The following is a 19,655-nucleotide window of genomic DNA, read 5'->3' as shown; positions in this document are numbered from 1 at the left end:
TGGTCTGAATGTGTCTTCGATCGGTTATGGCAGGATTAGAGCGCGGCGTCGCCCGTTTCGCCGGTCCGGATGCGAACGGCTTCCAGTACGGCGGAAACGAAGATTTTGCCATCACCAATCTTGTCTGTGTGGGCGGCCTTCTTGATTGCTTCCACGGCGCCTTCAACGGCGCTATCTGCAAGAACGATTTCGATTTTCAACTTGGGCAGGAAGTCCACGACATACTCTGCGCCGCGGTAAAGCTCGGTGTGGCCACGCTGGCGGCCAAATCCCTTGGCCTCGATCACGGTCATCCCCTGCAGACCGATTTCCTGTAGCGCTTCTTTCACGTCGTCCAATTTGAACGGCTTGATGATTGCTTCGATTTTTTTCATGGCCCATGTTCTCCCAGCCGCTGAATTGGTATTCATTTTTGGGTAGGCTCACTCGCGCTGCTAGGCGAGTACAAGATACGGAAAGGGCGGGGGGATCAAAGCTGGTGGTCGAAAAGTGGACATCGCTGCCTGCAAATTGGTCACTGGCGGGCCTAGCGCCAACGCAAAAAAGTGACGCTGGCGTCACTTTTAATATTCAGGCCACTGTGCTAGTTTGCAGGCCAACGTTGAGTGAGCGCATGAATTCATGACCCAGATTTTTGTCCATCCTGATCGTCGACCTGCGAAGTTTCGTCCTTTGAAAGCCTGGAAACACATGCAGCGGCTGATTGCCGACAAAGAGGATACCGAACAGGTATTTCACATCATCGAGGCGTTGAACGGGCGCTCGTTCGAAAAGAACTTCTATGCATTTGTCGAAAGTCCTGAAGGCCAGGCCCTCCTCGAAAAGCGGGAATATCTTCCGCCGCTCCTCGACGACCACGACTGGATTCGTGAATTGCCGGAGGGAACGGTAGGGCGCGCCTATATCGACTTCATGGAACGTGAAGGTCTCACGGCCCAAGGCCTGGTCGAGGAGAGCGAAAAATTCCGCGGCGCTGTCCGCGACTACAACGATGACATGCTCTGGTACGGTAATCGCCTTCGCGACACACACGACTTATTCCATGTGCTGTCAGGTTATGGGCGGGATGCGCTGGGGGAGGCGAGCCTGCTGGCCTTCACCTATAGCCAGACGCCCGGACTGGGTGTGATCTTCATTTCGTTTGTCGGAACGCGCCAGATCATGAAATCCGTACCGAAGGAAGCGCGGGTCATGGATTGCTTCCGGGAAGGCAAGCGCAACGGTGCTGCCGCCTCCAAGATCATCCGCGAGGACATTCGCGCCCTGATGCACGAACCCCTCAACGCCGCGCGCAAGCGCCTCAATATTGCGAGGCCGGACGCCTACCTGCACGCCCTGGATGTGTGCGCGAATCGCGGACTGGTGATTGATCAGATCGGTCTGGCACCAAACGAATTTCAGGCCGCTGCGTGATCTATCTTGTGCGTCATGGAGAGGCTGCGGCCAGCTGGGGCGATCATCCCGATCCCGGCCTGAGCGAGCTGGGGCAGAAACAGGCCGAGGCGGTCGCTGACATTCTTATTCAAGCAGGTGCCAGCGCGGCGGTTTGCAGCCCCATGTTGCGATGTCGCGAAACAGCCTTGCCATTCGAGCGTCGCATGGGCCTCGTTGCGCAGGTCGCGCCGGAAGTGTCCGAGATAGATACACCCGAGGATGTCGATGATCGTGTCACGTGGCTGCGCACACTGATGTCCGGTGATTGGGACGGCGGATCACACGATTTTACCGCGTGGCGCACGGCCATGCTGGACTTCGTGTCAGGCCTCCCGGACGAGACAGTCGTCTTTTCCCATTTCGTGGCGATCAACGCTTTGGTCGGCTTGATCGACAGGGATCCACGCGTTGTCGTCTTTCGTCCCGCGCACTGTTCGGTAACGCGGTTCGAGCGCAAAAATGGCCTGCTGTCTGTTGCTGAATATGGAAGCGAATCCGCAACACGCGTGTTATGAGGTCGCCCCATGGGCAGACCGATTATTACTCCGCAGGAAATGGTGGCCGCCGAACAGGCGGTCTTCAAGGCAGGCACCAACAGCTTTGATGTAATGACGCGGGCCGGGACGGCCGTTGCGGAATTCCTTCATGCGCGCTGGCCAGAGGGCAAGGTGCAGGTTCTCTGTGGCCCCGGCGGCAATGGCGGGGACGGATTCATTGCCGCTGCGCGTCTCGCAAAGCTGTGGCGCGATGTCGAAGTATTCTGCCTCGTGGAAAAGAGCGCGCTGACGGGCGATGCGGCTAAAGCGGCGGCGCTCTGGGAAGGGGAGGTGCAGCCATTGGAGCAGGCGCTGGAGGCCCCGCACGCCATTGTTCTGGACGCCCTGTTTGGAGGCGGCCTTTCGCGGCCGCTTGAAGGCATTGCGGCAGCGCTTGCGGAGCGCGGGGGCAGGGTTGTCTCTGTTGACGTGCCTTCGGGCATTGATGGCCTGACCGCCAAGCCGCTTGGTCCCTGCTTCCGGGCCGAAGGCACGATCACCTTTGCCGGCTTGCGCCCGGCCCATCTGCTTCAGCCGGGAGCGTCTTATTGTGGCCTCGTGGCAGCCGCTGACATTGGCATTCCCGTTCAGAGCCAGGCCTTCGAGAACAGCCCCATGCTTTGGGCAGGCGTCATGCCGCGTCCAGGAGAAGACGGTTACAAGCACCAGCGTGGCCACCTCAAAGTGGTCAGCGGTCCCGCCTCTGCGACGGGGGCTGCGCGGCTCTCCGCCACGGCGGGCCTTCGTGCGGGCGCTGGGCTGGTGACAGTCATGTCTCCGCCTGGGGCAATGACCGTGAATGCCAGCCATCTCACAGCGGTCATGCTTCAGGTCTTTGACGGGGCAGGCGATCTTGAGACGGCCGCGAAGCAGGCGCAGGTCATGGTGATCGGGCCTGCAGCGGGGATCACGCCAGCCACACGTGCCAATGTCGAGGCGCTCCTCAAATCGAATGCGCGCATACTGCTGGATGCGGATGCGCTCACCGTTTTTGACAGCGCCCCGGCCTCGCTCTTCAAGCGCCTGCGCCCGCACGACATCATGACCCCTCACATGGGCGAGTTCAAACGGCTGTTCGGCGACCTGGCTGACACGGCTGTCAACAAGATTGAGGTGGCCCGCAAGGCGGCCCAAACTGCCGGCTGTGTCGTGTTGCTGAAGGGGGCGGACACGGTCATTGCCGCGCCAGACGGACGCGCCATCGTGAACACGCACGCGACGCCTTGGCTCGCGACAGCGGGTGCGGGCGATGTGCTGGCCGGGCTCATTGCCGGCTTCATGGCGCAGGGCATGCCGACGCTGGAAGCGGCTGCGATGGGGGCCTGGGTACACGGGGAGGCCGGCAGGCGCGTTGGAGCCGGCCTGATTTCAGAAGACCTGGAGCGTCATGTGCCGGACATCCTAAGCGCCCTTCATGGCGAGATCGCTTGAAAATACATCTGCGTGGTCTTTACGGTTGATAGAGCGGCCTGCCTCGCGTAGGAAGCGCGCTGCGCGGATATGGCGGAATTGGTAGACGCACTGGATTTAGGTTCCAGCGCCGCAAGGCGTGGAGGTTCGAGTCCTCTTATCCGCACCACTCCCGACTCACTGAGCCAAACATCGGTCCTTCCTGTCGTCGGGAAGGCGCCGGCTTGAGTGCTTGGAATGGGGCTCAATTCGTATTGGTATCTTCCACGGCGAAGGGATCGTTCGAAGGATCGTCATTCCAGATATACTCTGCCGTCTTGGCGACATGGTCGGCCTTCTCGCGACCATCAATCTTGGCAACTAGCCCGAGCGCCATGTCCGTGCCGGCCGAGATGCCGGACGAGGTCATATACTTGCCGTCCTCCACCCAGCGCGCGTGGCCCTGCCAGAGCACATCCTCATCCTGGCTAGTGGCGAATTTCCATGCCATCTTGTTCGAGGTCGCCTTGTGGCCGTCCAGCAGTCCGGCCTTGGCCAGAACGGCGGATCCCGTGCATACCGATGTAGTGAACTCGGTGCCTTTATCCTGGCTGCGCAGGAAATCCAGCATGGCCGGGTTATTGACCTCGGTGCGGGTGCCCATGCCGCCAGGTATCATGATAATCTCGAACTGTGGCGCGTCCTCAAAGGAATAATTGGTAACAGTTTGAATGCCCTGAGCCGATGTAACAGACCCGCCATGTTCGGAGACCGTAACGACTTCATAGTCGTCCAGACGGCTCCACATCTCCACGGGCCCGAAAACATCAAGGGTCTCGTAGCGGGGGAACAGCACGATCGCGAGTTTCTTGGTCTTCGGTGCCTTTGCGGGCGTCGATACATTGGTGGTCGCGGTCTCCGTGGTCTGCGCGAACGCCTGCGGCGCGCCAGCGAAAAGAAGTGTCGTAGCGACCTGAACCGCAGCGAATAGGGTGACGTGTCTCATTGGGGATCTCCACTTGCCAAAAAGACCCTGCGTCCATGGCGCTCAAAACCAAAGGGCCAGGGGCCAGCGAAAGCGCCAGCAGAAGGAGTTGACCGTAATTGCGGCATAATCAGCGGCAACTGCACAGGCCCGTCATTTTCGAAATTGGTTCACATAGATAATGGGCGAGTGACATATCATCCGCCCCGTTGCCCAGCCCATGCAGGCGATCCAGCAGAGTCTGCGTGGACAGGGGCTTTCGCGTATGACATAAGCCGCGCCTTCAGACAGGTTTCTCACAGCTTTCAGCGTGCTTTTTGCCTCGCGACGCCAATAAAAACGGATGAATAAACCCATGCAAGTTACCCAGACCAAGGCAGAAGGTCTTAGCCGCACATTCGAAGTGAAGGTTCCGGCGAGCGAACTCAAGACAAAGCTTGATGAGCGGATTGAGGAAATCCGTCCAAGCATGCGCCTCAAGGGCTTCCGTCCCGGCAAGGTGCCTGCGGCCCATGTGCGCAAGATGTTCGGTCGCGACCTGATGGGCGAACTGATCAACAAACTGGTCGAAGACACCAACCAGAAGGCGCTCGAAGAGAACGAACTGCGCCCAGCCGGCCAGCCTGACGTGCATCTCGATGGCGACATGGAAGCCATCGTGAAGGGCGAAGCTGATCTTGCCTACCACATGCATATCGATGTCATGCCTGAGTTCACGCCAGCCGATATTGCCGGCCTGACGATCACGCGCCCCGTCGCGGAAGTGTCTGACGAGCAGATCGACGAGGCCCTTGGCCGTATTGCCGAGCAAAACACCCAGTTTGAACCACGCGCCAAGACTGCCAAGGCGAAAGACGGCGACGCTGTCGTCATCGACTTCGTCGGCAAAATTGACGGTGTTGCCTTTGAAGGCGGCGCAGCAGAGCAGCAATCAGTCGTTCTGGGCGCCAACCGCTTCATCCCGGGCTTCGAAGAACAGCTGCTCGGCGTGAAGACGGGCGAAGAAAAAGAACTGAACGTCACTTTCCCGGAAGACTATCCTTCAGCTGACCTGGCCGGCAAAGCCGCTGTCTTCGAAGTGACCGTGCATGAAGTGCGTGCGCCGAAGACGCCAGAACTCGACGACGACTTCGCCAAGGGCCTCGGTCTCGAAGACCTTGCCCAGCTCAAGGGCCTCGTGAAGGACCAGATCAAGGCCGAGCATGATGGCGCCTCGCGCGCCAAGGCGAAGCGTGACCTGCTCGACAAGCTCGACGAAGCCCATGATTTCGACCTGCCGCCAAACATGGTCGAGCAGGAGTTCAACCAGATCTGGCAGCAGCTGCAGACCGAAATGGACGCCGGTCGCGTGTCCGACGAGGACAAGGCCAAGTCGGAAGATGAGCTCAAGGACGAGTACCGCAAGATTTCCGAGCGCCGCGTGCGCCTCGGCCTCGTGCTTGCCGAGATCGGCCGTCTGGCCGATGTCCGCATCACCGAGCAGGAGGTTCAGCAGGCCCTGATCACCGAAGCCCGCCAATACCCTGGCCAGGAGCGTCAGGTGGTCGAGTTCTTCCAGAAGAACCCGAACGCAATGGCCCAGCTGCGCGCGCCGATCTATGAGGACAAGGTTGTCGACCACATCCTGGCCACGGCCACGGTGAATGACGAAACCGTTTCCCGCGAAGATCTCTTCAAGGAAGACGAGGACTAGCCTCCCTAAAATTCCTGCAGAAATCAAAGGCGCCGGGCTTCATTTCAGAAGTCCGGCGTTTTGCGTTCAGTGCCGCCCCTGACACGATAGTAAACGTCGTGTTAACCGCCTTCAGCGAAGTTCAAAGACATCGATTCTGAAGGAATAGGGGCCCATGAGCGTTCAGAGCATCCGACCGCAACTGACCGAGCAGGATATCGAGCGCCTGATGCGGGGCGAAACGCCCGAGCAGCGCGCCTCGGTTGCGCATAGAGTATGCCGCCGGATTGCGCTTGATGTGCTGAGCGATCGTGAAAAGGCCTTTGCCGAAGAAATCATGGCGATCCTGGCGGATGATGCCGCCGATCTGGTGCGCCGCACACTCGCCGTCACATTGCGTAATTCACCCATTCTCCCGCGCGAAATCGCGCTGAAGCTCGCGCGCGATATCGAGGCCGTCGCCATTCCTGTCCTGCAGGATTCGCCCGTCTTTACGGATGAGGACCTGATCGAACTGGTTCTGGCTGTCACGGCCGCCAAGCAGGCAGCAATCGCCAATCGCGATTCATTGTCCATCACGCTGACGGAAGTGATTTCCGAGCATGGCGCGGTCGAAGCCGTTCGGGTCATGTCGCGCAATGAAGGCGCCGAATACAGTGACAAGGCCTATGACGACACGCTCCGCCGCTTCGGGCAGGACGAAGTGGTTCAGGCCGGTCTCATAAAGCGCGATTTCATCCCGACCCATATCGCCGAGAAAATGGTCTCGCTGGTGTCGGGTCAGATGTTCGACATGCTGGTCAACAAGCATGAACTGCCGGCCCAGATGGCAATCGACCTAGCTGGCAGCGCGCGTGAGCGCGCCACGATCGATCTGGTCGAGCAGGCGGGCCGCACGCAAGACCTTGCGCGCTTCGTTTCTCAGCTGAACCTGAATGGCCGCCTGGGGCATTCCCTGATCATGCGGGCGCTCTGCTGCGGCCAGATGCCGTTCGTTGAGCATGCGCTGGCAGAGCTCTCAGGTGTCGGCCACCAGCGCGTCTGGCTGATGATTCATGATGCCGGGCCTTTGGGACTGCAGGCTGTGTTCGACCGGGCGGGTCTGCCGCGCAAGATGCTGCCGGCGTTCCGGGCTGCCGTGAACGTGTTCCATGAGACATCCCATGATGGTGGCCCGAACGATAGGGCACGCTTCAGGGCGCGCATGATCGAACGGGTTCTGACCCAGTTCCAGGCCATCCCGAAAGACGATCTGGAATACCTCCTCGACAAGCTCGACTATTATTCGGCCATGGCCGATAGCGATAAAGAAGAGAGCGAATTCGACGCGGCCTAGGCGTCGGCTTTCGGGTGGGTCGCAGCGTGTATGCCGAGGCTGGCGAAATAATCACCGTCACGCCAATGGGCATTCTCGGCAACAATGAGCACACCGGACGCATCCGCCACCTCAACGATGTCCAGAAGGTCAGGATTGGCGTCCAGCGTGCGGGCGTCGACACGGATTGTATCTATGAGCAGCCTCAGCGAATCGTTGAGCGGCGTTTGCCATGATTTGCGCATGTCGATGGCGACCCGGAAACCGTGACGACGGAGCAGGCTGACGCGGCCGACATAATCAGCGACACCGCCGGCAAACGCCGCATCGGCAAACTCAAGACATATTTCCTGTGGGCAGAGCGATGTCCGCCGGATGGCTGCGTCGCATGCGACGGCCGTGTTCGCGTGGGAGAGCGAGGCGAGGGGGGCGGGCACGAGGATCGGGCGCAGCGCCTCGGGCTGGCCATGAGTGGCCGTCGCGATACGAATCAGCTGTTCCGACAGCCACTTTGCCGGATTCGCGACTTCGTTCGGCATGGTGCGCGGGCCAAAAGCCACGCGCTCTTCGAACGCCATCGGGGATTCACAAACCTGCCCTAGCGGGTCGCCGCTCAGCAGGTGGACGACCGAGTGAAACCGGAGTGTTGGGGGAGGGGAAAGGCGGCTCTGACGGTCCAGCGGGGATTGAATGGCGCGCATGCCGGTTTCCTTTCCTGTTCTTGTCTCTTGCCTTCCCTAAGGGCCAGAGTTGAACATCACGCGCAGATAATCGTCCGCATTTTCCGGAAATTTGACCAATCGAGGTTACCTCAATGTCCCAGACCCCTGCAGAACCCCGTCTTTCGGCTACCGTCCTGATCATTCGCGATGGTAAAGCGGCGCCACAGGTCCTCATGGTAAAGCGACATTACCAGATCGATTTTGCAGCTGGCGCCCTCGTCTTTCCGGGTGGCAAAGCGAATGAAGAGGATTCCGATCCTGCCTGGGACGCCTTCACGGATGGTGATTTTGGGCCCGTTCAGCAAGATGCGCGGATCGCGGCCGTCCGCGAGGCTTTCGAGGAATCCGGTCTTTTGCTGGCGCGTCCAGCAAGCCAACGTGGGCCCGGCGCTACTCTTGTTGGCCCGGACGTGTCCGAACGCCTTGCCCCGCATCGCGGACCGGTGGACAGGCGCGAAGAGAGCTTTCTCGAATTGATCCGTGCCAACGACCTCGTGCTGGCGCTCGATAGCCTTATCCACTTTGGACACTGGATCACGCCGGACATGATGCCCAAGCGCTTCGATACCCATTTCTACATCGCGCCTGCGCCTGCCGACCAGATCGCTGCACATGACGGTCGCGAGACGACCGATGCTGTCTGGCTGGGCGCGCAGGAGGCGCTCGACATGGAGCTGGCTGGGGAGGCCACCATAATTTTCCCGACACGGATGAACCTGGTGAAGCTGGCGCGCACAACATCGGTCGCAGATGCGGCGACACGCTTTGGTTCAGAAGAAGTCGTGTCCGTCTTGCCAAAGGCTGGCAAGGACGAGTCCGGGCAGCCCTGCCTGTTCATACCGGAAGAGGCCGGCTACGGGCAGACGGTCGAACTGTTGTCCCGCGTGAATGTCTGACTATTTGTGAGCGGCCTTGGCGGCCACGCTTTGCTCCAGGGCATCGCACACGGCATCTGCCATCGACTGCGATGTGTCGCCTTTGCCCGCGCCGATGAAAGCTGCCCGGCAGGCCTCTATGTGCAGGTTTATCAGGGCAGCATTCTCGCCAGGATGGGTCTCGCTCAACAGCGTGCAGAGCGATCCGCATAGCCTGGAGATCGCAGGGTAGCCGTATGATCCGGCCGCGCCGCGGATGTTGTGGGCACACATGAAGACGGTGCGGTAGGCTTCAGGCGTGGCGCCGGGCTGCTTTGCCTCCTGCCAGGCGTCCATGAGGCGATGGAGGTCAGCCTCCATCCAGGCGTCGAACTGGGATGCCATGGCGTCCACGGCGGCTTCGGCGCGATCCGCAAGCTCGTTCGGGTCCGCTGTCTCAGGCGCAAGCTCCGGTTCGGGGGCAGGTGCCGGAATTTCCGCAGCAGTTACTGGCGGTGCGGCAGGCATCTTTATCACCCGCGAAATATCAGGCGTCGCCATCTGCTTGGTTTCCACGGACTTACCGCTCTTTGCGCCAAGCAACTTGCCAATCAGCTTTTTCATTGTCGCATCGTCCTGATCTTTGGAGCGATGCTAGGCGCCAACCCTTAAAAAACCGCTGACAAACAGGGATGTCTGACTCAGAAGGCAAATTGCTCACGCAGGATGCGCTCATCCAGCGCGTGGCCCGGATCAAACAGCATGGTGAGGCGCGTTTCCCGGCTTTCCCTGACCAGGACATGCTTGATATCGCGCACTTCCTGATTGTCGGCAGCCGCTGCAACGGGGCGGCGATCCGGAGCGATCACGTCGATATTAACCGTGGCGTCATGGCGCAAAAGGGCGCCTTTCCACCGGCGCGGGCGAAACGCGCTTACGGGCGTCAGGGCCAGAAGATTCGCCCCAATGGGCAGGATCGGGCCATGGGCAGACAGGTTGTAGGCGGTAGAGCCCGCGGGCGTCGCCACCATCACGCCGTCACAGGTCAGTTCTTCCATGCGCATGCGGTCATCGACCGTGATTTTCAGCCGTGCCGACTGGGCGGTCTGGCGCAACAGGGAGACCTCATTGATCGCAAGCGCGCTATGCTCTTCGCCGTGAATGTCCGTTGCAATCATGCGCAGGGGCACGAGGCTTGCCCGTTCTGCCGCGTTAATGCGCTCGACCAGCCCGTCGAGGCTGTAGTCATTCATCAGGAACCCCACCGTGCCACGGTGCATGCCATAGACGGGCTTGTTGTCCTGGAATCGCCGGCGCAGGGTATCCAGCATGGCGCCGTCCCCGCCAACCGCAACGATAACGTCGGCTTCGGCTTCCGGGACCTGACCGTAGCGGCGGACAAGTTCAGGAAGCGCGTCCTGTGCTTCGGGACGTTTGGAGGCGAAAAAAGAAAGGCGTAGCTGGTTCATGCCGGTCACATGTCGGCGGCGTTGGCTGCATCGTCAAGGATTTCGACGAAATGCATGTCTGATTGGCGGGGTGTTTGGGCGCGCTCAGGTGACGCCTGTGTCAGGTTTAACTGGCGTTCGCCGGGAATTTCCGATAGTTTCGCTCCAAAATATGGAGGAATGTGACATGGCCGATGGCGCCCAAGGTATCAATCTACGCGGTTCTGTGAGTGCAGAAGAGTGGAAAGCGCGGGTCGATCTCGCCGCGATGTACCGTCTTGTTGCCCTGCACGGCTGGGACGACATGATCTTCACCCACATTTCCCACCGCGTGCCCGGCCCCGATCATCATTTCCTGATCAACCCCTATGGCATGCTGTTCGAGGAAATCACCGCCTCGTCGCTCGTGAAGATCGATCTCGACGGCAACGTCATCCAGGAAACCGAATATTTCATCAATCCGGCTGGCTTCACCATCCACTCGGCAGTCCATGCCGCACGCGATGACGCGCATGTCGTCATGCACCTCCATACTGATGATGGCGTGGCTGTCTCATGCCAGAAGGACGGCCTGATGCCGCTCAGCCAGACATCCATGCTCGTGCGCCACGATCTGGCCTATCACGACTATGAAGGCGTCGCGCTGGACCTTGGCGAGCGCGAACGACTCGTTGCCGACCTTGGCACCAAGAACACGATGCTTCTGTACAACCACGGCACCATGGCCGTGGGCGGTACAGCCGCCGAAACATTCCTGCGCATGTTCTTCCTCGAGCGCGCCTGCACGATGCAGGTTCGCGCGCTGTCGGTCGGCCGTGATGGCGTCATCATGGCGTCTGAAGACGTGCAAAACGTGGTGAAAGGGCAGAGCAACCCGGAAGGCACAAAAGTGCTCGCCAATCGGCTCGCATGGCCCGCTCTGCTGCGTAAACTGGACCGCCAGTCGCCCGGATATGATTCCTAGGGGATTTCCCGTATGCGACAAATACAGCGTTTGTCGTAGTTGAGGATTATCAAACGGCGGTTGCCGGATTATCTAAACGCCAGTTCTTGTCCAAAGGCGGCCTATTGCCATGAAACACCTCAAAGCATTTGAAGACGCCCTTGGCGAAATTCATGGTGAAGGCCGTTACCGCGTTTTCATCGACCTGCAGCGGCAACGCGGCAAGTTTCCAAAAGCCATTGCGCGCTTTGAGGATGGCGAGCGTGAAGTGACCATCTGGTGCTCCAACGACTATCTGGGCATGGGGCAGGACGAAGACGTCATCAACGCGATGCACACGGCAATCGACAGCTTCGGCGCCGGTTCGGGCGGTACGCGCAATATTTCAGGTACGACTCGCTACCACGTCGACCTGGAACGGGAACTGGCTGACCTGCACCAGAAGGAAGCCGCCCTGCTGTTCACCTCTGGCTATGTGTCCAATGAGGCGACCCTGTCGACGCTCGGCAAGATCCTGCCCAACCTGATCATTTATTCGGACTCGCTCAATCATGCCTCCATGATCGAGGGCATTCGCCGGTCCGGCGCGGATCGGCGCATCTTCCGTCACAACGATGTCGACCACCTGCGTGCCTTGCTCGAACTCGATGATCCCGAGCGTCCAAAACTGATCGCATTCGAGAGCGTCTACTCGATGGATGGCGATTTCGGTCGCATGCAAGAGATCTGCGACCTGGCCGACGAATTCAACGCGCTGACCTATCTCGACGAAGTCCACGCTATGGGGCTCTACGGCGAGAACGGGGCAGGGGTAGCCGAGATGCTGAACCTTGCTGACCGGATCGACATTATCGAAGGCACGCTTGCTAAGGGCTATGGTGTCATGGGTGGCTATATTGCCGGTCATGAGACAGTGATCGATTCCATCCGCTCGATGGCGTCCGGCTTTATCTTCACGACGTCGACCTGTCCGGTCATGGCGGCTGGCGCGCTTGCCAGCGTGTCCAAACTGCGGACGGACGAAGGCCGCAGGCTGCGCAGCCTCCATCAGGAAAATGCGGCGCTTCTGAAGAAGAAGTTTGCGGATGCGGGCCTGCCTGTGATGGATTCGCCGTCCCATATCGTGCCTTTGATGGTCGGCGACCCTGAACGTTGCAAGGCGCTGTCAGACACATTGCTCTTCGATTTCGGGATCTATGTGCAGCCCATCAATTATCCCACAGTCCCGCGTGGCACGGAGCGCCTGCGCTTCACACCAAGCCCTGTGCATGATGGCGCCATGATGGACGAGCTGGTTGCGGCAATTCTTGCCGTATGGAAACAGCTGGGACTTGATAAGGCGGCGTAGGCTGCGAGTTTACTTAGACTATATTATATAATTTAAGTATTGGCCTATTTTTTCTTGCCCAGGCCGATATCCTTGGCATGTTTAGACCTTAGCTTCGCATAGTTGGGCGCCACCATCGGATAGTCGGCGGGGAGGTTCCAGCGCGATCGGTACTCTTCAGGTGTCATGTCGTAACGCGAGCGTAGGTACCGCTTAAGCATCTTCAGCTTACGACCATCTTCCAGGCAAATCAGGTATTCTGGGGTCACTGATTTCGCAATGGATACAGCAGGTTCGAGGATATCTGCAGTCTGTGCGCCGCCCGTGGAGAGATCGAGGATCGTCCCGTGAACGGTTTTGATGAGGGCGGGGAGTTCGGACGCGGCAATGGAATTATTGGCCACAAATGACGTCACGATACTCGCCGTCATGTCCAGCACATCCGTGTCGTCTATGTTGGTCATACTTGCGCCTTGCCTTATCCTGCTAAAACTCTGTTCTTAGTTGCTAAGAATATGGGTCTAGGCAAGCTGTAGTATCATATAGACTAAAGTAAACTGGCACAATATTCGTCGATTCCTTAGAGCAATCGCCATGTGAAACTGGCGTGTTCGCATCAGTTTGCCACGGTTGCAGCTGGGAGGCAGGCGGCGTAAAGACGTCCAGACCCCTGAAACAGGAGATTCTCATGGCGGATACGGCGGCTCCGGCCCAGACGGTTAAGAGCGGATTTTTTACAACGTCCCTCCCGGAAGCGGACCCTGAACTGTTTGCAGCGATCGCCGACGAGCGGTCGCGCCAGCAACATCAGATCGAGTTGATCGCGTCTGAAAATATCGTTTCTAAAGCGGTGCTTGAAGCGCAAGGTTCAATCCTCACCAACAAGTACGCCGAAGGTTATCCGGGCAAGCGCTACTATGGCGGTTGCGAATTTGTCGACGTCGCCGAGAACCTTGCAATTGATCGCGCCAAGGCGCTGTTCGGATGTGAATTTGCCAACGTCCAGCCAAATTCAGGCAGCCAGGCGAACCAGGGCGTCTTCAACGCTGTCCTCAAACCAGGCGACACCATTCTCGGCATGAGCCTGGACGCCGGTGGCCACCTCACGCATGGCGCCAAGCCAAACCAGTCGGGCAAATGGTTCAACGCCGTTCAATATGGCGTGCGCCGTGAAGACGACCGCATCGATTTCGTCGAAGTCGAACGCCTCGCCAAGGCTCACCGTCCGCAAATGATCATCGCTGGCGGTTCCGCCTATCCGCGCGAGATCGATTTCAAGCGTTTCCGCGAGATTGCCGATGAAGTCGGCGCGCTGTTCCTTGTCGACATGGCCCACTTCGCAGGACTCGTGGCGGGCGGCGTGCATCCGAACCCGCTCGACCACGCCCATATTGCGACGACGACCACGCACAAGACCCTGCGCGGCCCGCGCGGCGGCATGATCCTCACCAATGATGAGGCGCTCGCCAAGAAGATCAATTCCGCGATCTTCCCCGGCATTCAGGGCGGCCCACTGATGCACGTGATTGCTGCCAAGGCCGTTGCGTTCGGCGAGGCGCTGACGCCTGAGTTCAAGGCTTACGCCAAACAGGTCGTGGCCAACGCCCGCGCGATGGCAGCAGCTTGCAAGGCCAGCGGCCTCGATGTCGTCTCCGGTGGCACCGATACGCACCTTGCCCTGATCGACCTGCGCCCCAAAAACGTGACCGGCCGCGACGCCGAACAGGCGCTCGAGCGCTCCTTCATCACCTGCAACAAGAATGGCGTGCCGTTTGATCCCGCCAAGCCGACGGTTACCAGCGGTATCCGGGTCGGCTCGCCCGCAGGCACAACGCGCGGCTTCGGCGAAGACGAGTTCACCCAGATCGGCAACTGGATCGGTGAAGTCGTTGATGCCGTTGCAGCTGGCGACAGTTCCGCAACCGAGGACAAGGTCCGCGCCGAAGTAAAGGCGCTGACCGCGCAGTTCCCGATCTATAACGGTTTGGGAGCCTGATCCGCCTTGCGCTGTCCTTTCTGTGGTTCCGAAAATACAGCCGTAAAGGACAGCCGCTCGGCTGAAGACGACACCGCCGTGCGCCGTCGCCGTGTTTGCGAAAGCTGCGGCGCGCGCTTCACGACATTCGAGCGTGTGCAACTGCGTGAGATCGTTGTCGTCAAGCGTGACGGCAAGCGATCCCTGTTCGAGCGGGACAAGCTCTCGCGCTCCATTTCCGTCGCCGTGCGCAAACGCCCCGTCGATCGCGACCGGATCGACCAGATGGTCTCCGGCATCGTCCGCAAACTCGAAAGCGGCGGCGAATCCGAAGTCCCATCCTCCCAGCTCGGCGAGCTGGTCATGGAATCGCTGAAGCGCGTCGATCCCGTCGGCTATGTCCGCTACGCCAGCGTGTACCGCGACTTCAAGGATCCAAGCGATTTCGCCCAGTTCATCGAGAAAACGGCGCTCGAAGAAGAAGATCTCGACGAGTCATGAGCGGCGTGAGGGTCACCCTCAAGATCGCGACGTCCCTCGACGCTCGCATCGCGCTTGCCGACGGCACCAGCCAGTGGATCACGTCCAGCGACTCCCGCGCCAGGGCCCACCAGCTGCGGGCCGAGCATGACGCCGTGCTAGTCGGCATCGGCACCGTCCTCGCCGACGACCCGATGCTGACCGCCCGCACCGTGCCCATGCCGAAGAAACAGCCCGTCCGGATCGTCGCCGATTCCAGCGGCCGCACGCCCAGACACTCCCGTCTGGTCCAGTCCATTTCCAGCGGTCCTGTCGTCGTCGCAACAGCGGGCCAGCCTCAGGACATCCTCGCCGCCAGCGGCGTCGACATATGGCGCTGCGGCAACGGCACGCGCGTTGACGTCACATCGCTCGTTCGCCGCGCAGAGGCCGAGGGCATCATGTCCATACTGCTCGAAGGCGGCGGCACACTTGCGGCTTCCTTCATCCGCGCTGGCCTTATCGATGAAATTGCCTGGTTTCGCGCGCCCATCCTGATCGGCGGGGATGGCCTGCCGGCATTGGGAAGTCTCGGCCTCGACGACCTCGCCTCTGCGGCACGATGGCGACCTGTCGCGACGGAACGGATTGGAGATGACGTTCTCGATACTTATGTTCGAATTCAGCATAAGTCCCCCTAAGGATCGCACCCGCCATGTTTACAGGTCTCGTCACTGACGTCGGAACGGTCCGCAAGGCCGAGCCGCGCAACGGTCTCATCCGGTTTGAGGTCGAAAGCGGCTATCTGCTTGAAGACATCGCCATGGGCGCATCCGTTATGCATTCCGGCGTTTGCCTCACCGTTGTGGACATGGGCCAGGCCGAGCGCGGCGCCTGGTTCGCCGTCGAGGCCGTGCCTGAAACCCTTTCCAAGACGGTTCTTGGCGAATGGAAACCCGGCTCCCGCGTCAATCTCGAGCAAAGCCTCAAGCTCGGCGACGAGCTGGGCGGACATTTCGTCTTCGGCCATGTCGACGGCGTCGGCGAGGTCGTTTCCATCGAGCCCGAAGGCCAGAGCTGGCGCCTGACGATCCGTCCGCCTGCCGAAATTGCCCGTTACTTCGCCACCAAGGGCTCGGCCGCCATTAATGGTGTCTCCCTCACCGTCGCTGCGGCCTTGCCGAATGGCGACTTCCAGATCGCGATCATTCCGCACACATGGGAGGTGACGACCCTGTCGGACCTCACGCCCGGCGCACATGTGAACCTTGAGATCGACATGCTCGCGCGCTACGTGGCGCGCATGATTGGCGCCGATGCGCCGGAAGGACCCTCTACTCATGTCTGAAAGTTTCCACGACGCCATTTCCTCGATTGACGAGATCATCGAGGACGCCCGCAATGGGCGCATGTATATCCTGGTCGATGCCGAGGATCGCGAGAATGAGGGTGACCTGATCATCCCCGCAACCTTCGCGACCCCGGAGCAGGTCAATTTCATGGCCCGTCATGGCCGTGGCCTGATCTGCCTCGCCATGACGCAGGAGCGTGCCCACACGCTGCGCCTCGACATGATGACCCGCAACAACCGCGAAAGCATGCAGACCGCCTTCACGGTATCCATTGAGGCCAAGGAAGGCGTCACCACCGGCATTTCCGCACATGACCGTGCCCGCACGATTGCCGTCGCCATCGATCCGACGACAGATGACGATGATATTGTCTCGCCCGGCCACGTTTTCCCGCTGGTCGCCAAGGACGGCGGCACACTGGTCCGCGCAGGGCATACAGAGGCCGCAGTCGACATTTCGCGCATGGCTGGTCTTTATCCCGCCGGCGTGATCTGCGAGATCATGAACGAAGACGGCTCTATGGCCCGCCTGCCGGACCTTGTCGCCTTCGCCCAGCTCCACAATCTCAAGATCGGCACAATTGCTGATCTCATCGCCTGGCGGCGTCAGAATGATCGTTTCCTTGAGCGCCGCGTCGAAGCCGTATTGAACTCGACTTACGGAGACGGCTTCAAGACGGTCTGCTTCCGCAACACGCTCGACAATTCCGAACACATCGCCATCGTCCATGGCGACATCAAGCCGGACTCGACCACACTCGTCCGCGTTCACCGCACGGACGTGCTTGCTGACATTCTTGGCGAAACCGGCCCGCGTCAGGGCCTTGTCGGGAAAGCGATGCGCATCATTGCCGAAGCTGAAGAGCCCGGCGTCGTCGTTTTCGTCAATTCCATGCATCCGAACGTCATTGCAGAGCGCCTCGGCCTGAAGAGCAGCACGCCGCGCGACCCGTCGGCTCCCTTGCGGGAATATGGCGTCGGGGCCCAGATTCTGCGGGAATTGGGCGTTCGTCGCATGACTTTCCTGTCCGATACGCAGCCAACCCGCGTTGCAGGGCTTGACGGATACGGCTTGACCATAGAGGGCTGGCGCCGCTTGAACGAGGAGACGAAATAATGGCGGACCGCGTCCTTATTGCCATTTCACGCTATTACAAACACATCAGCGACGAGCTGGAGCTTGGCGCGATGGAAGTACTTGAAGCTGCCGGTGCAAAAGTCACCGTCATGGAAGTGCCAGGCGCTTTCGAGCTGCCAGGCCTCATCGCCATGGCAGCTGACAGCGGCCGCTTTGATGGCGCTGTCGCATTGGGCTGCGTCATTCGCGGCGAAACCTCGCATTATGACTATGTCTGCGGTGAAAGCGCCCGTGGCCTTATGGACCTCATCGTCCAGCGCCGTCAGGCCATCGGTTACGGCATCCTGACCGTCGAGAATGGCGATCAGGCCTGGGTCCGCGCCGACCGCAAGCAGAAGAACAAGGGTAAGGACGCCGCAGAAGCCTGCCTGTCCATGATCAAGTTCCGCAAGGAACTCATTCGTTGAGCCAGCAGAAAGTCCCTTTCGAGGTCATCCGCGCGCGCCGTGCTGGCGCCCGGTTGGCGGCTGTCCAGGCCCTCTATGAAATGGAGCAGACGGAAAAGTCAGCCAAGGCCACGATCCGCGCCTTCATGGAAGATCGTCTCGGCATCGGCCCGGACGAGCGACCGGTCGAGGAAGCAGACCCTGACCTTTTCAAGTCCATACTGAATGCTGTGGTCGCCCATCAGGTCGCCATTGATACGGCCATTCTCGCCCGCCTCGCGGATGGGTGGAAACTGACCCGTCTCGACTCCACCACACGTGCCATCCTGCGTGCAGGCGCCGCTGAGTTCATCGCGCATCAGGAATTGTCCAGCGCGGTCATCCTGGATGAGTATGTCTCGCTGGCCTATGACTTCTTCGACGAGACCGAAGCGAAGTTCGTCAATGCAGTGCTTCAGAATGTCGGTCAGGACCTTCGGGCAGGCTCAGCCGCCTAGTCCGCGCTCTTCGCCCAGGCCCGCACTTCCTCCACGAACAGGTCAGGTGCTTCCATGGCCGCAAAGTGCCCGCCATGGCTCATCTCGTTCCAATGGGTGATGTTGTAGGCCCGCTCTGCCCAGCTGCGCGGCGGCGCCGAGTAGATTGTCTCGCCGGGGAAATTGGCAAAGCCGGTCGGCGTCTCACAGCGCTTGCTATCCGGCAGGCCAACGCCGCCTTCCTGGAAGAGGGCGTTGTAATACCAGATGCTCGTCGCAATGGCGTCGTTCACGAGGTAGATCATCACATTCGTCAGCAACTGGTCCTTGGAATAGACACTGAACAGGTCGCCATCCTTCAGGTCTGACCAGCCATGGAACTTCTCGAGGATCCACGCGGCCGTGCCCATGGGAGAATCCATCAGCGCCATGGCCAGCGTCTGCGGCTTGGTCGCCTGTTCCATCAAATAGGCCCCCTCGCGCTGCATCGCGGCCTGCGACGCATTCAGCCAGTCGGTCTCTTCCTGCGATTGCGGCGTGGCCGGGTTTGGCCGGAACCCCATCATGTTCAGGTGGATCGCCTTGCAGCCGCCCTTCTTGTCGTGCGCGCCATGATCATAACCGAGCCACGACGTCACAAGCCCGCCCCAGTCGCCGCCCTGCGCCAGATAGGTCTCATAGCCGAGCACATCCTGCATCAGCGTGTTCCATAGCTTCGCGGTCGCGCGCTGGCCGAGGGGCGATTTGGGTTTCTCGGAAAAGCCGTAGCCGGGCAGGGACGGGATCACGATGTCGAAGGCGTCCTCGGCCTTGCCGCCATGCTTCGACGGATAGGCGAGGGGGCCGATGGCCTCCCAGAACTCGAAAAACGAGCCCGGCCAGCCATGCGTCAGCAGCAATGGTCGAGCCCCGCCCCCTTCGCCGATAACGTGCACGAAGTGAATGTCCAGGCCGTCGACATCGGCCATGTAGCTTGGATAGCGGTTCAGGTCCGTCTCCGCCGCGCGCCAGTCATAGCCGGCCAGCCAGTAGCGCTGCAGGTCCTTCATCACGGGGGTCGACATGCCATAGGCAAAGCCCTGCTCGTTCGCGGGGGCAGGGAACCAATGGTAGTTCTTCACCCGCTCCATGATCGCCTCGATCTTCTTGTCGGGCACATCAATCCGGAATGGCTTTGGTCTGGTCATGCTGTCGTCCTCCTGAACAGGAGCATACGCGCAATGACATGTCCGTGCGAGCCGGACG

General features: G+C 60.1%; 22 protein-coding genes and 1 tRNA gene. 16 read left to right on the top strand and 7 right to left on the bottom strand.

The features are described from left to right. Positions 1-35: 35 nt before the first annotated feature. Positions 36-374 (bottom strand): P-II family nitrogen regulator, encoded by a 339-nt coding sequence (locus HY30_RS16440; RefSeq protein ID WP_034743224.1) that lies wholly within the window; start codon positions 372-374, stop codon positions 36-38. A 247-nt stretch (positions 375-621) separates the two neighbouring features. Between HY30_RS16440 and HY30_RS16435 the strand changes: the two genes are divergently transcribed. The 4 genes from HY30_RS16435 (at position 622) to HY30_RS16420 (ending at position 3,549) form a co-directional block, all read left to right on the top strand. Beyond that, complete coding sequence (locus HY30_RS16435; protein WP_034743221.1) at positions 622-1,413, top strand: Coq4 family protein; 792 nt, start codon at positions 622-624, stop codon at positions 1,411-1,413. Next, positions 1,410-1,949, top strand: coding sequence for a histidine phosphatase family protein (locus HY30_RS16430; protein WP_034743218.1), 540 nt, complete (start codon positions 1,410-1,412; stop codon positions 1,947-1,949). Before HY30_RS16435 ends, HY30_RS16430 begins: the two co-directional genes overlap by 4 nt. A gap of 9 nt (positions 1,950-1,958) precedes the next feature. Then, complete coding sequence (locus tag HY30_RS16425; protein ID WP_034743214.1) at positions 1,959-3,401, top strand: bifunctional ADP-dependent NAD(P)H-hydrate dehydratase/NAD(P)H-hydrate epimerase; 1,443 nt, start codon at positions 1,959-1,961, stop codon at positions 3,399-3,401. Between the two features lie 63 nt (positions 3,402-3,464). Further along, positions 3,465-3,549, top strand: a tRNA-Leu gene (locus tag HY30_RS16420). 75 nt (positions 3,550-3,624) lie between these two features. On the opposite strand, the gene HY30_RS16415 is transcribed toward HY30_RS16420, so the two are convergent. After that, the gene (locus tag HY30_RS16415) at positions 3,625-4,365 is read right to left on the bottom strand and encodes a DJ-1/PfpI family protein (RefSeq protein ID WP_051615594.1); all 741 of its coding nucleotides are present in this window, start codon (positions 4,363-4,365) and stop codon (positions 3,625-3,627) included. A gap of 334 nt (positions 4,366-4,699) precedes the next feature. Between HY30_RS16415 and tig the strand changes: the two genes are divergently transcribed. Further along, positions 4,700-6,037, top strand: coding sequence for a trigger factor (tig, locus tag HY30_RS16410; RefSeq protein ID WP_034743211.1), 1,338 nt, complete (start codon positions 4,700-4,702; stop codon positions 6,035-6,037). Between the two features lie 154 nt (positions 6,038-6,191). Beyond that, positions 6,192-7,352, top strand: coding sequence for a SpbR family protein (gene spbR / locus HY30_RS16405; RefSeq protein WP_034743209.1), 1,161 nt, complete (start codon positions 6,192-6,194; stop codon positions 7,350-7,352). On the opposite strand, the gene HY30_RS16400 is transcribed toward spbR, so the two are convergent. Continuing rightward, positions 7,349-8,032: an EAL domain-containing protein gene (locus HY30_RS16400; protein WP_081812322.1), complete on the bottom strand. Its 684-nt coding sequence runs from the start codon at positions 8,030-8,032 to the stop codon at positions 7,349-7,351. The two genes, spbR and HY30_RS16400, sit on opposite strands and share 4 nt — an antisense overlap. A 113-nt stretch (positions 8,033-8,145) precedes the next feature. Here HY30_RS16400 and HY30_RS16395 point away from each other — a divergent pair, with 113 nt between their 5' ends. Next, the gene (locus HY30_RS16395) at positions 8,146-8,949 is read left to right on the top strand and encodes an NUDIX hydrolase (RefSeq protein ID WP_034743202.1); all 804 of its coding nucleotides are present in this window, start codon (positions 8,146-8,148) and stop codon (positions 8,947-8,949) included. Here the strand turns inward: HY30_RS16395 and HY30_RS16390 are convergent, their stop codons facing one another. Both HY30_RS16390 and HY30_RS16385 read right to left on the bottom strand, forming a co-directional pair. Next, complete coding sequence (locus tag HY30_RS16390; RefSeq protein WP_034743199.1) at positions 8,950-9,531, bottom strand: Hpt domain-containing protein; 582 nt, start codon at positions 9,529-9,531, stop codon at positions 8,950-8,952. It lies immediately after the preceding gene. Positions 9,532-9,608: 77 nt separating this feature from the next. Then, positions 9,609-10,376: an NAD kinase gene (locus HY30_RS16385; protein ID WP_034743196.1), complete on the bottom strand. Its 768-nt coding sequence runs from the start codon at positions 10,374-10,376 to the stop codon at positions 9,609-9,611. A 166-nt stretch (positions 10,377-10,542) separates the two neighbouring features. Here HY30_RS16385 and HY30_RS16380 point away from each other — a divergent pair, with 166 nt between their 5' ends. Beyond that, positions 10,543-11,319 (top strand): class II aldolase/adducin family protein, encoded by a 777-nt coding sequence (locus HY30_RS16380; protein WP_034743193.1) that lies wholly within the window; start codon positions 10,543-10,545, stop codon positions 11,317-11,319. 109 nt (positions 11,320-11,428) lie between these two features. Next, the gene (gene hemA / locus HY30_RS16375; RefSeq protein WP_034743190.1) at positions 11,429-12,646 is read left to right on the top strand and encodes a 5-aminolevulinate synthase; all 1,218 of its coding nucleotides are present in this window, start codon (positions 11,429-11,431) and stop codon (positions 12,644-12,646) included. Between the two features lie 44 nt (positions 12,647-12,690). Here the strand turns inward: hemA and HY30_RS16370 are convergent, their stop codons facing one another. Continuing rightward, positions 12,691-13,089 (bottom strand): Ros/MucR family transcriptional regulator, encoded by a 399-nt coding sequence (locus HY30_RS16370; RefSeq protein ID WP_034743187.1) that lies wholly within the window; start codon positions 13,087-13,089, stop codon positions 12,691-12,693. Between the two features lie 224 nt (positions 13,090-13,313). On the opposite strand from HY30_RS16370, the gene glyA reads away from it, so the two are divergent. From glyA to nusB, 7 genes are read left to right on the top strand one after another with little or no spacing between them, the layout of a single operon-like run. Continuing rightward, positions 13,314-14,621 carry a serine hydroxymethyltransferase gene (gene glyA / locus HY30_RS16365; RefSeq protein ID WP_034743184.1) on the top strand — a complete coding sequence of 436 codons (1,308 nt, stop codon included), beginning with the start codon at positions 13,314-13,316 and terminating at the stop codon, positions 14,619-14,621. Between the two features lie 6 nt (positions 14,622-14,627). Beyond that, on the top strand, positions 14,628-15,101 hold the full coding sequence (nrdR, locus tag HY30_RS16360) for a transcriptional regulator NrdR (RefSeq protein WP_034743181.1): 474 nt from the start codon (positions 14,628-14,630) through the stop codon (positions 15,099-15,101). Then, positions 15,098-15,760, top strand: coding sequence for a RibD family protein (locus tag HY30_RS16355; protein ID WP_034743177.1), 663 nt, complete (start codon positions 15,098-15,100; stop codon positions 15,758-15,760). The genes nrdR and HY30_RS16355 overlap by 4 nt, the downstream gene beginning before the upstream one ends. 14 nt (positions 15,761-15,774) lie before the next feature. Further along, a complete protein-coding gene (locus HY30_RS16350) occupies positions 15,775-16,407 on the top strand; it encodes a riboflavin synthase (protein ID WP_034743174.1) in 633 nt (210 codons plus the stop codon). After that, positions 16,400-17,527: a 3,4-dihydroxy-2-butanone-4-phosphate synthase gene (gene ribB / locus HY30_RS16345; RefSeq protein ID WP_034743170.1), complete on the top strand. Its 1,128-nt coding sequence runs from the start codon at positions 16,400-16,402 to the stop codon at positions 17,525-17,527. Before HY30_RS16350 ends, ribB begins: the two co-directional genes overlap by 8 nt. Continuing rightward, a complete protein-coding gene (ribH, locus tag HY30_RS16340; RefSeq protein WP_034743166.1) occupies positions 17,527-17,955 on the top strand; it encodes a 6,7-dimethyl-8-ribityllumazine synthase in 429 nt (142 codons plus the stop codon). Before ribB ends, ribH begins: the two co-directional genes overlap by 1 nt. After that, entirely contained in the window at positions 17,952-18,431 is a 480-nt protein-coding gene (gene nusB / locus HY30_RS16335; protein WP_034743162.1) for a transcription antitermination factor NusB, read from the top strand. The genes ribH and nusB overlap by 4 nt, the downstream gene beginning before the upstream one ends. Here the strand turns inward: nusB and HY30_RS16330 are convergent. Continuing rightward, positions 18,428-19,597, bottom strand: a complete 1,170-nt coding sequence (locus HY30_RS16330) for an epoxide hydrolase family protein (RefSeq protein WP_034743159.1) — start codon at positions 19,595-19,597, stop codon at positions 18,428-18,430. The genes nusB and HY30_RS16330 overlap by 4 nt on opposite strands. Positions 19,598-19,655 lie beyond the last annotated feature (58 nt).

It is taken from the genome of Hyphomonas chukchiensis (assembly GCF_000682695.1).
Classification (GTDB): domain Bacteria; phylum Pseudomonadota; class Alphaproteobacteria; order Caulobacterales; family Hyphomonadaceae; genus Hyphomonas; species Hyphomonas chukchiensis.
This window is presented reverse-complemented; position numbering and strand designations above follow the sequence as displayed.

What these genes read in the sequence shown, in the direction of transcription:
- HY30_RS16440 (WP_034743224.1), bottom strand. Translation starts at nt 374, where the DNA reads ATGAAAAAAATCGAAGCAATCATCAAGCCGTTCAAATTGGACGACGTG.
- HY30_RS16435 (WP_034743221.1), top strand. Translation starts at nt 622, where the DNA reads ATGACCCAGATTTTTGTCCATCCTGATCGTCGACCTGCGAAGTTTCGT.
- HY30_RS16425 (WP_034743214.1), top strand. Translation starts at nt 1,959, where the DNA reads ATGGGCAGACCGATTATTACTCCGCAGGAAATGGTGGCCGCCGAACAG.
- HY30_RS16415 (WP_051615594.1), bottom strand. Translation starts at nt 4,365, where the DNA reads ATGAGACACGTCACCCTATTCGCTGCGGTTCAGGTCGCTACGACACTT.
- tig (WP_034743211.1), top strand. Translation starts at nt 4,700, where the DNA reads ATGCAAGTTACCCAGACCAAGGCAGAAGGTCTTAGCCGCACATTCGAA.
- spbR (WP_034743209.1), top strand. Translation starts at nt 6,192, where the DNA reads ATGAGCGTTCAGAGCATCCGACCGCAACTGACCGAGCAGGATATCGAG.
- HY30_RS16400 (WP_081812322.1), bottom strand. Translation starts at nt 8,032, where the DNA reads ATGCGCGCCATTCAATCCCCGCTGGACCGTCAGAGCCGCCTTTCCCCT.
- HY30_RS16395 (WP_034743202.1), top strand. Translation starts at nt 8,146, where the DNA reads ATGTCCCAGACCCCTGCAGAACCCCGTCTTTCGGCTACCGTCCTGATC.
- HY30_RS16390 (WP_034743199.1), bottom strand. Translation starts at nt 9,531, where the DNA reads ATGAAAAAGCTGATTGGCAAGTTGCTTGGCGCAAAGAGCGGTAAGTCC.
- HY30_RS16385 (WP_034743196.1), bottom strand. Translation starts at nt 10,376, where the DNA reads ATGAACCAGCTACGCCTTTCTTTTTTCGCCTCCAAACGTCCCGAAGCA.
- HY30_RS16380 (WP_034743193.1), top strand. Translation starts at nt 10,543, where the DNA reads ATGGCCGATGGCGCCCAAGGTATCAATCTACGCGGTTCTGTGAGTGCA.
- hemA (WP_034743190.1), top strand. Translation starts at nt 11,429, where the DNA reads ATGAAACACCTCAAAGCATTTGAAGACGCCCTTGGCGAAATTCATGGT.
- HY30_RS16370 (WP_034743187.1), bottom strand. Translation starts at nt 13,089, where the DNA reads ATGACCAACATAGACGACACGGATGTGCTGGACATGACGGCGAGTATC.
- glyA (WP_034743184.1), top strand. Translation starts at nt 13,314, where the DNA reads ATGGCGGATACGGCGGCTCCGGCCCAGACGGTTAAGAGCGGATTTTTT.
- HY30_RS16355 (WP_034743177.1), top strand. Translation starts at nt 15,098, where the DNA reads ATGAGCGGCGTGAGGGTCACCCTCAAGATCGCGACGTCCCTCGACGCT.
- HY30_RS16350 (WP_034743174.1), top strand. Translation starts at nt 15,775, where the DNA reads ATGTTTACAGGTCTCGTCACTGACGTCGGAACGGTCCGCAAGGCCGAG.
- ribB (WP_034743170.1), top strand. Translation starts at nt 16,400, where the DNA reads ATGTCTGAAAGTTTCCACGACGCCATTTCCTCGATTGACGAGATCATC.
- ribH (WP_034743166.1), top strand. Translation starts at nt 17,527, where the DNA reads ATGGCGGACCGCGTCCTTATTGCCATTTCACGCTATTACAAACACATC.
- HY30_RS16330 (WP_034743159.1), bottom strand. Translation starts at nt 19,597, where the DNA reads ATGACCAGACCAAAGCCATTCCGGATTGATGTGCCCGACAAGAAGATC.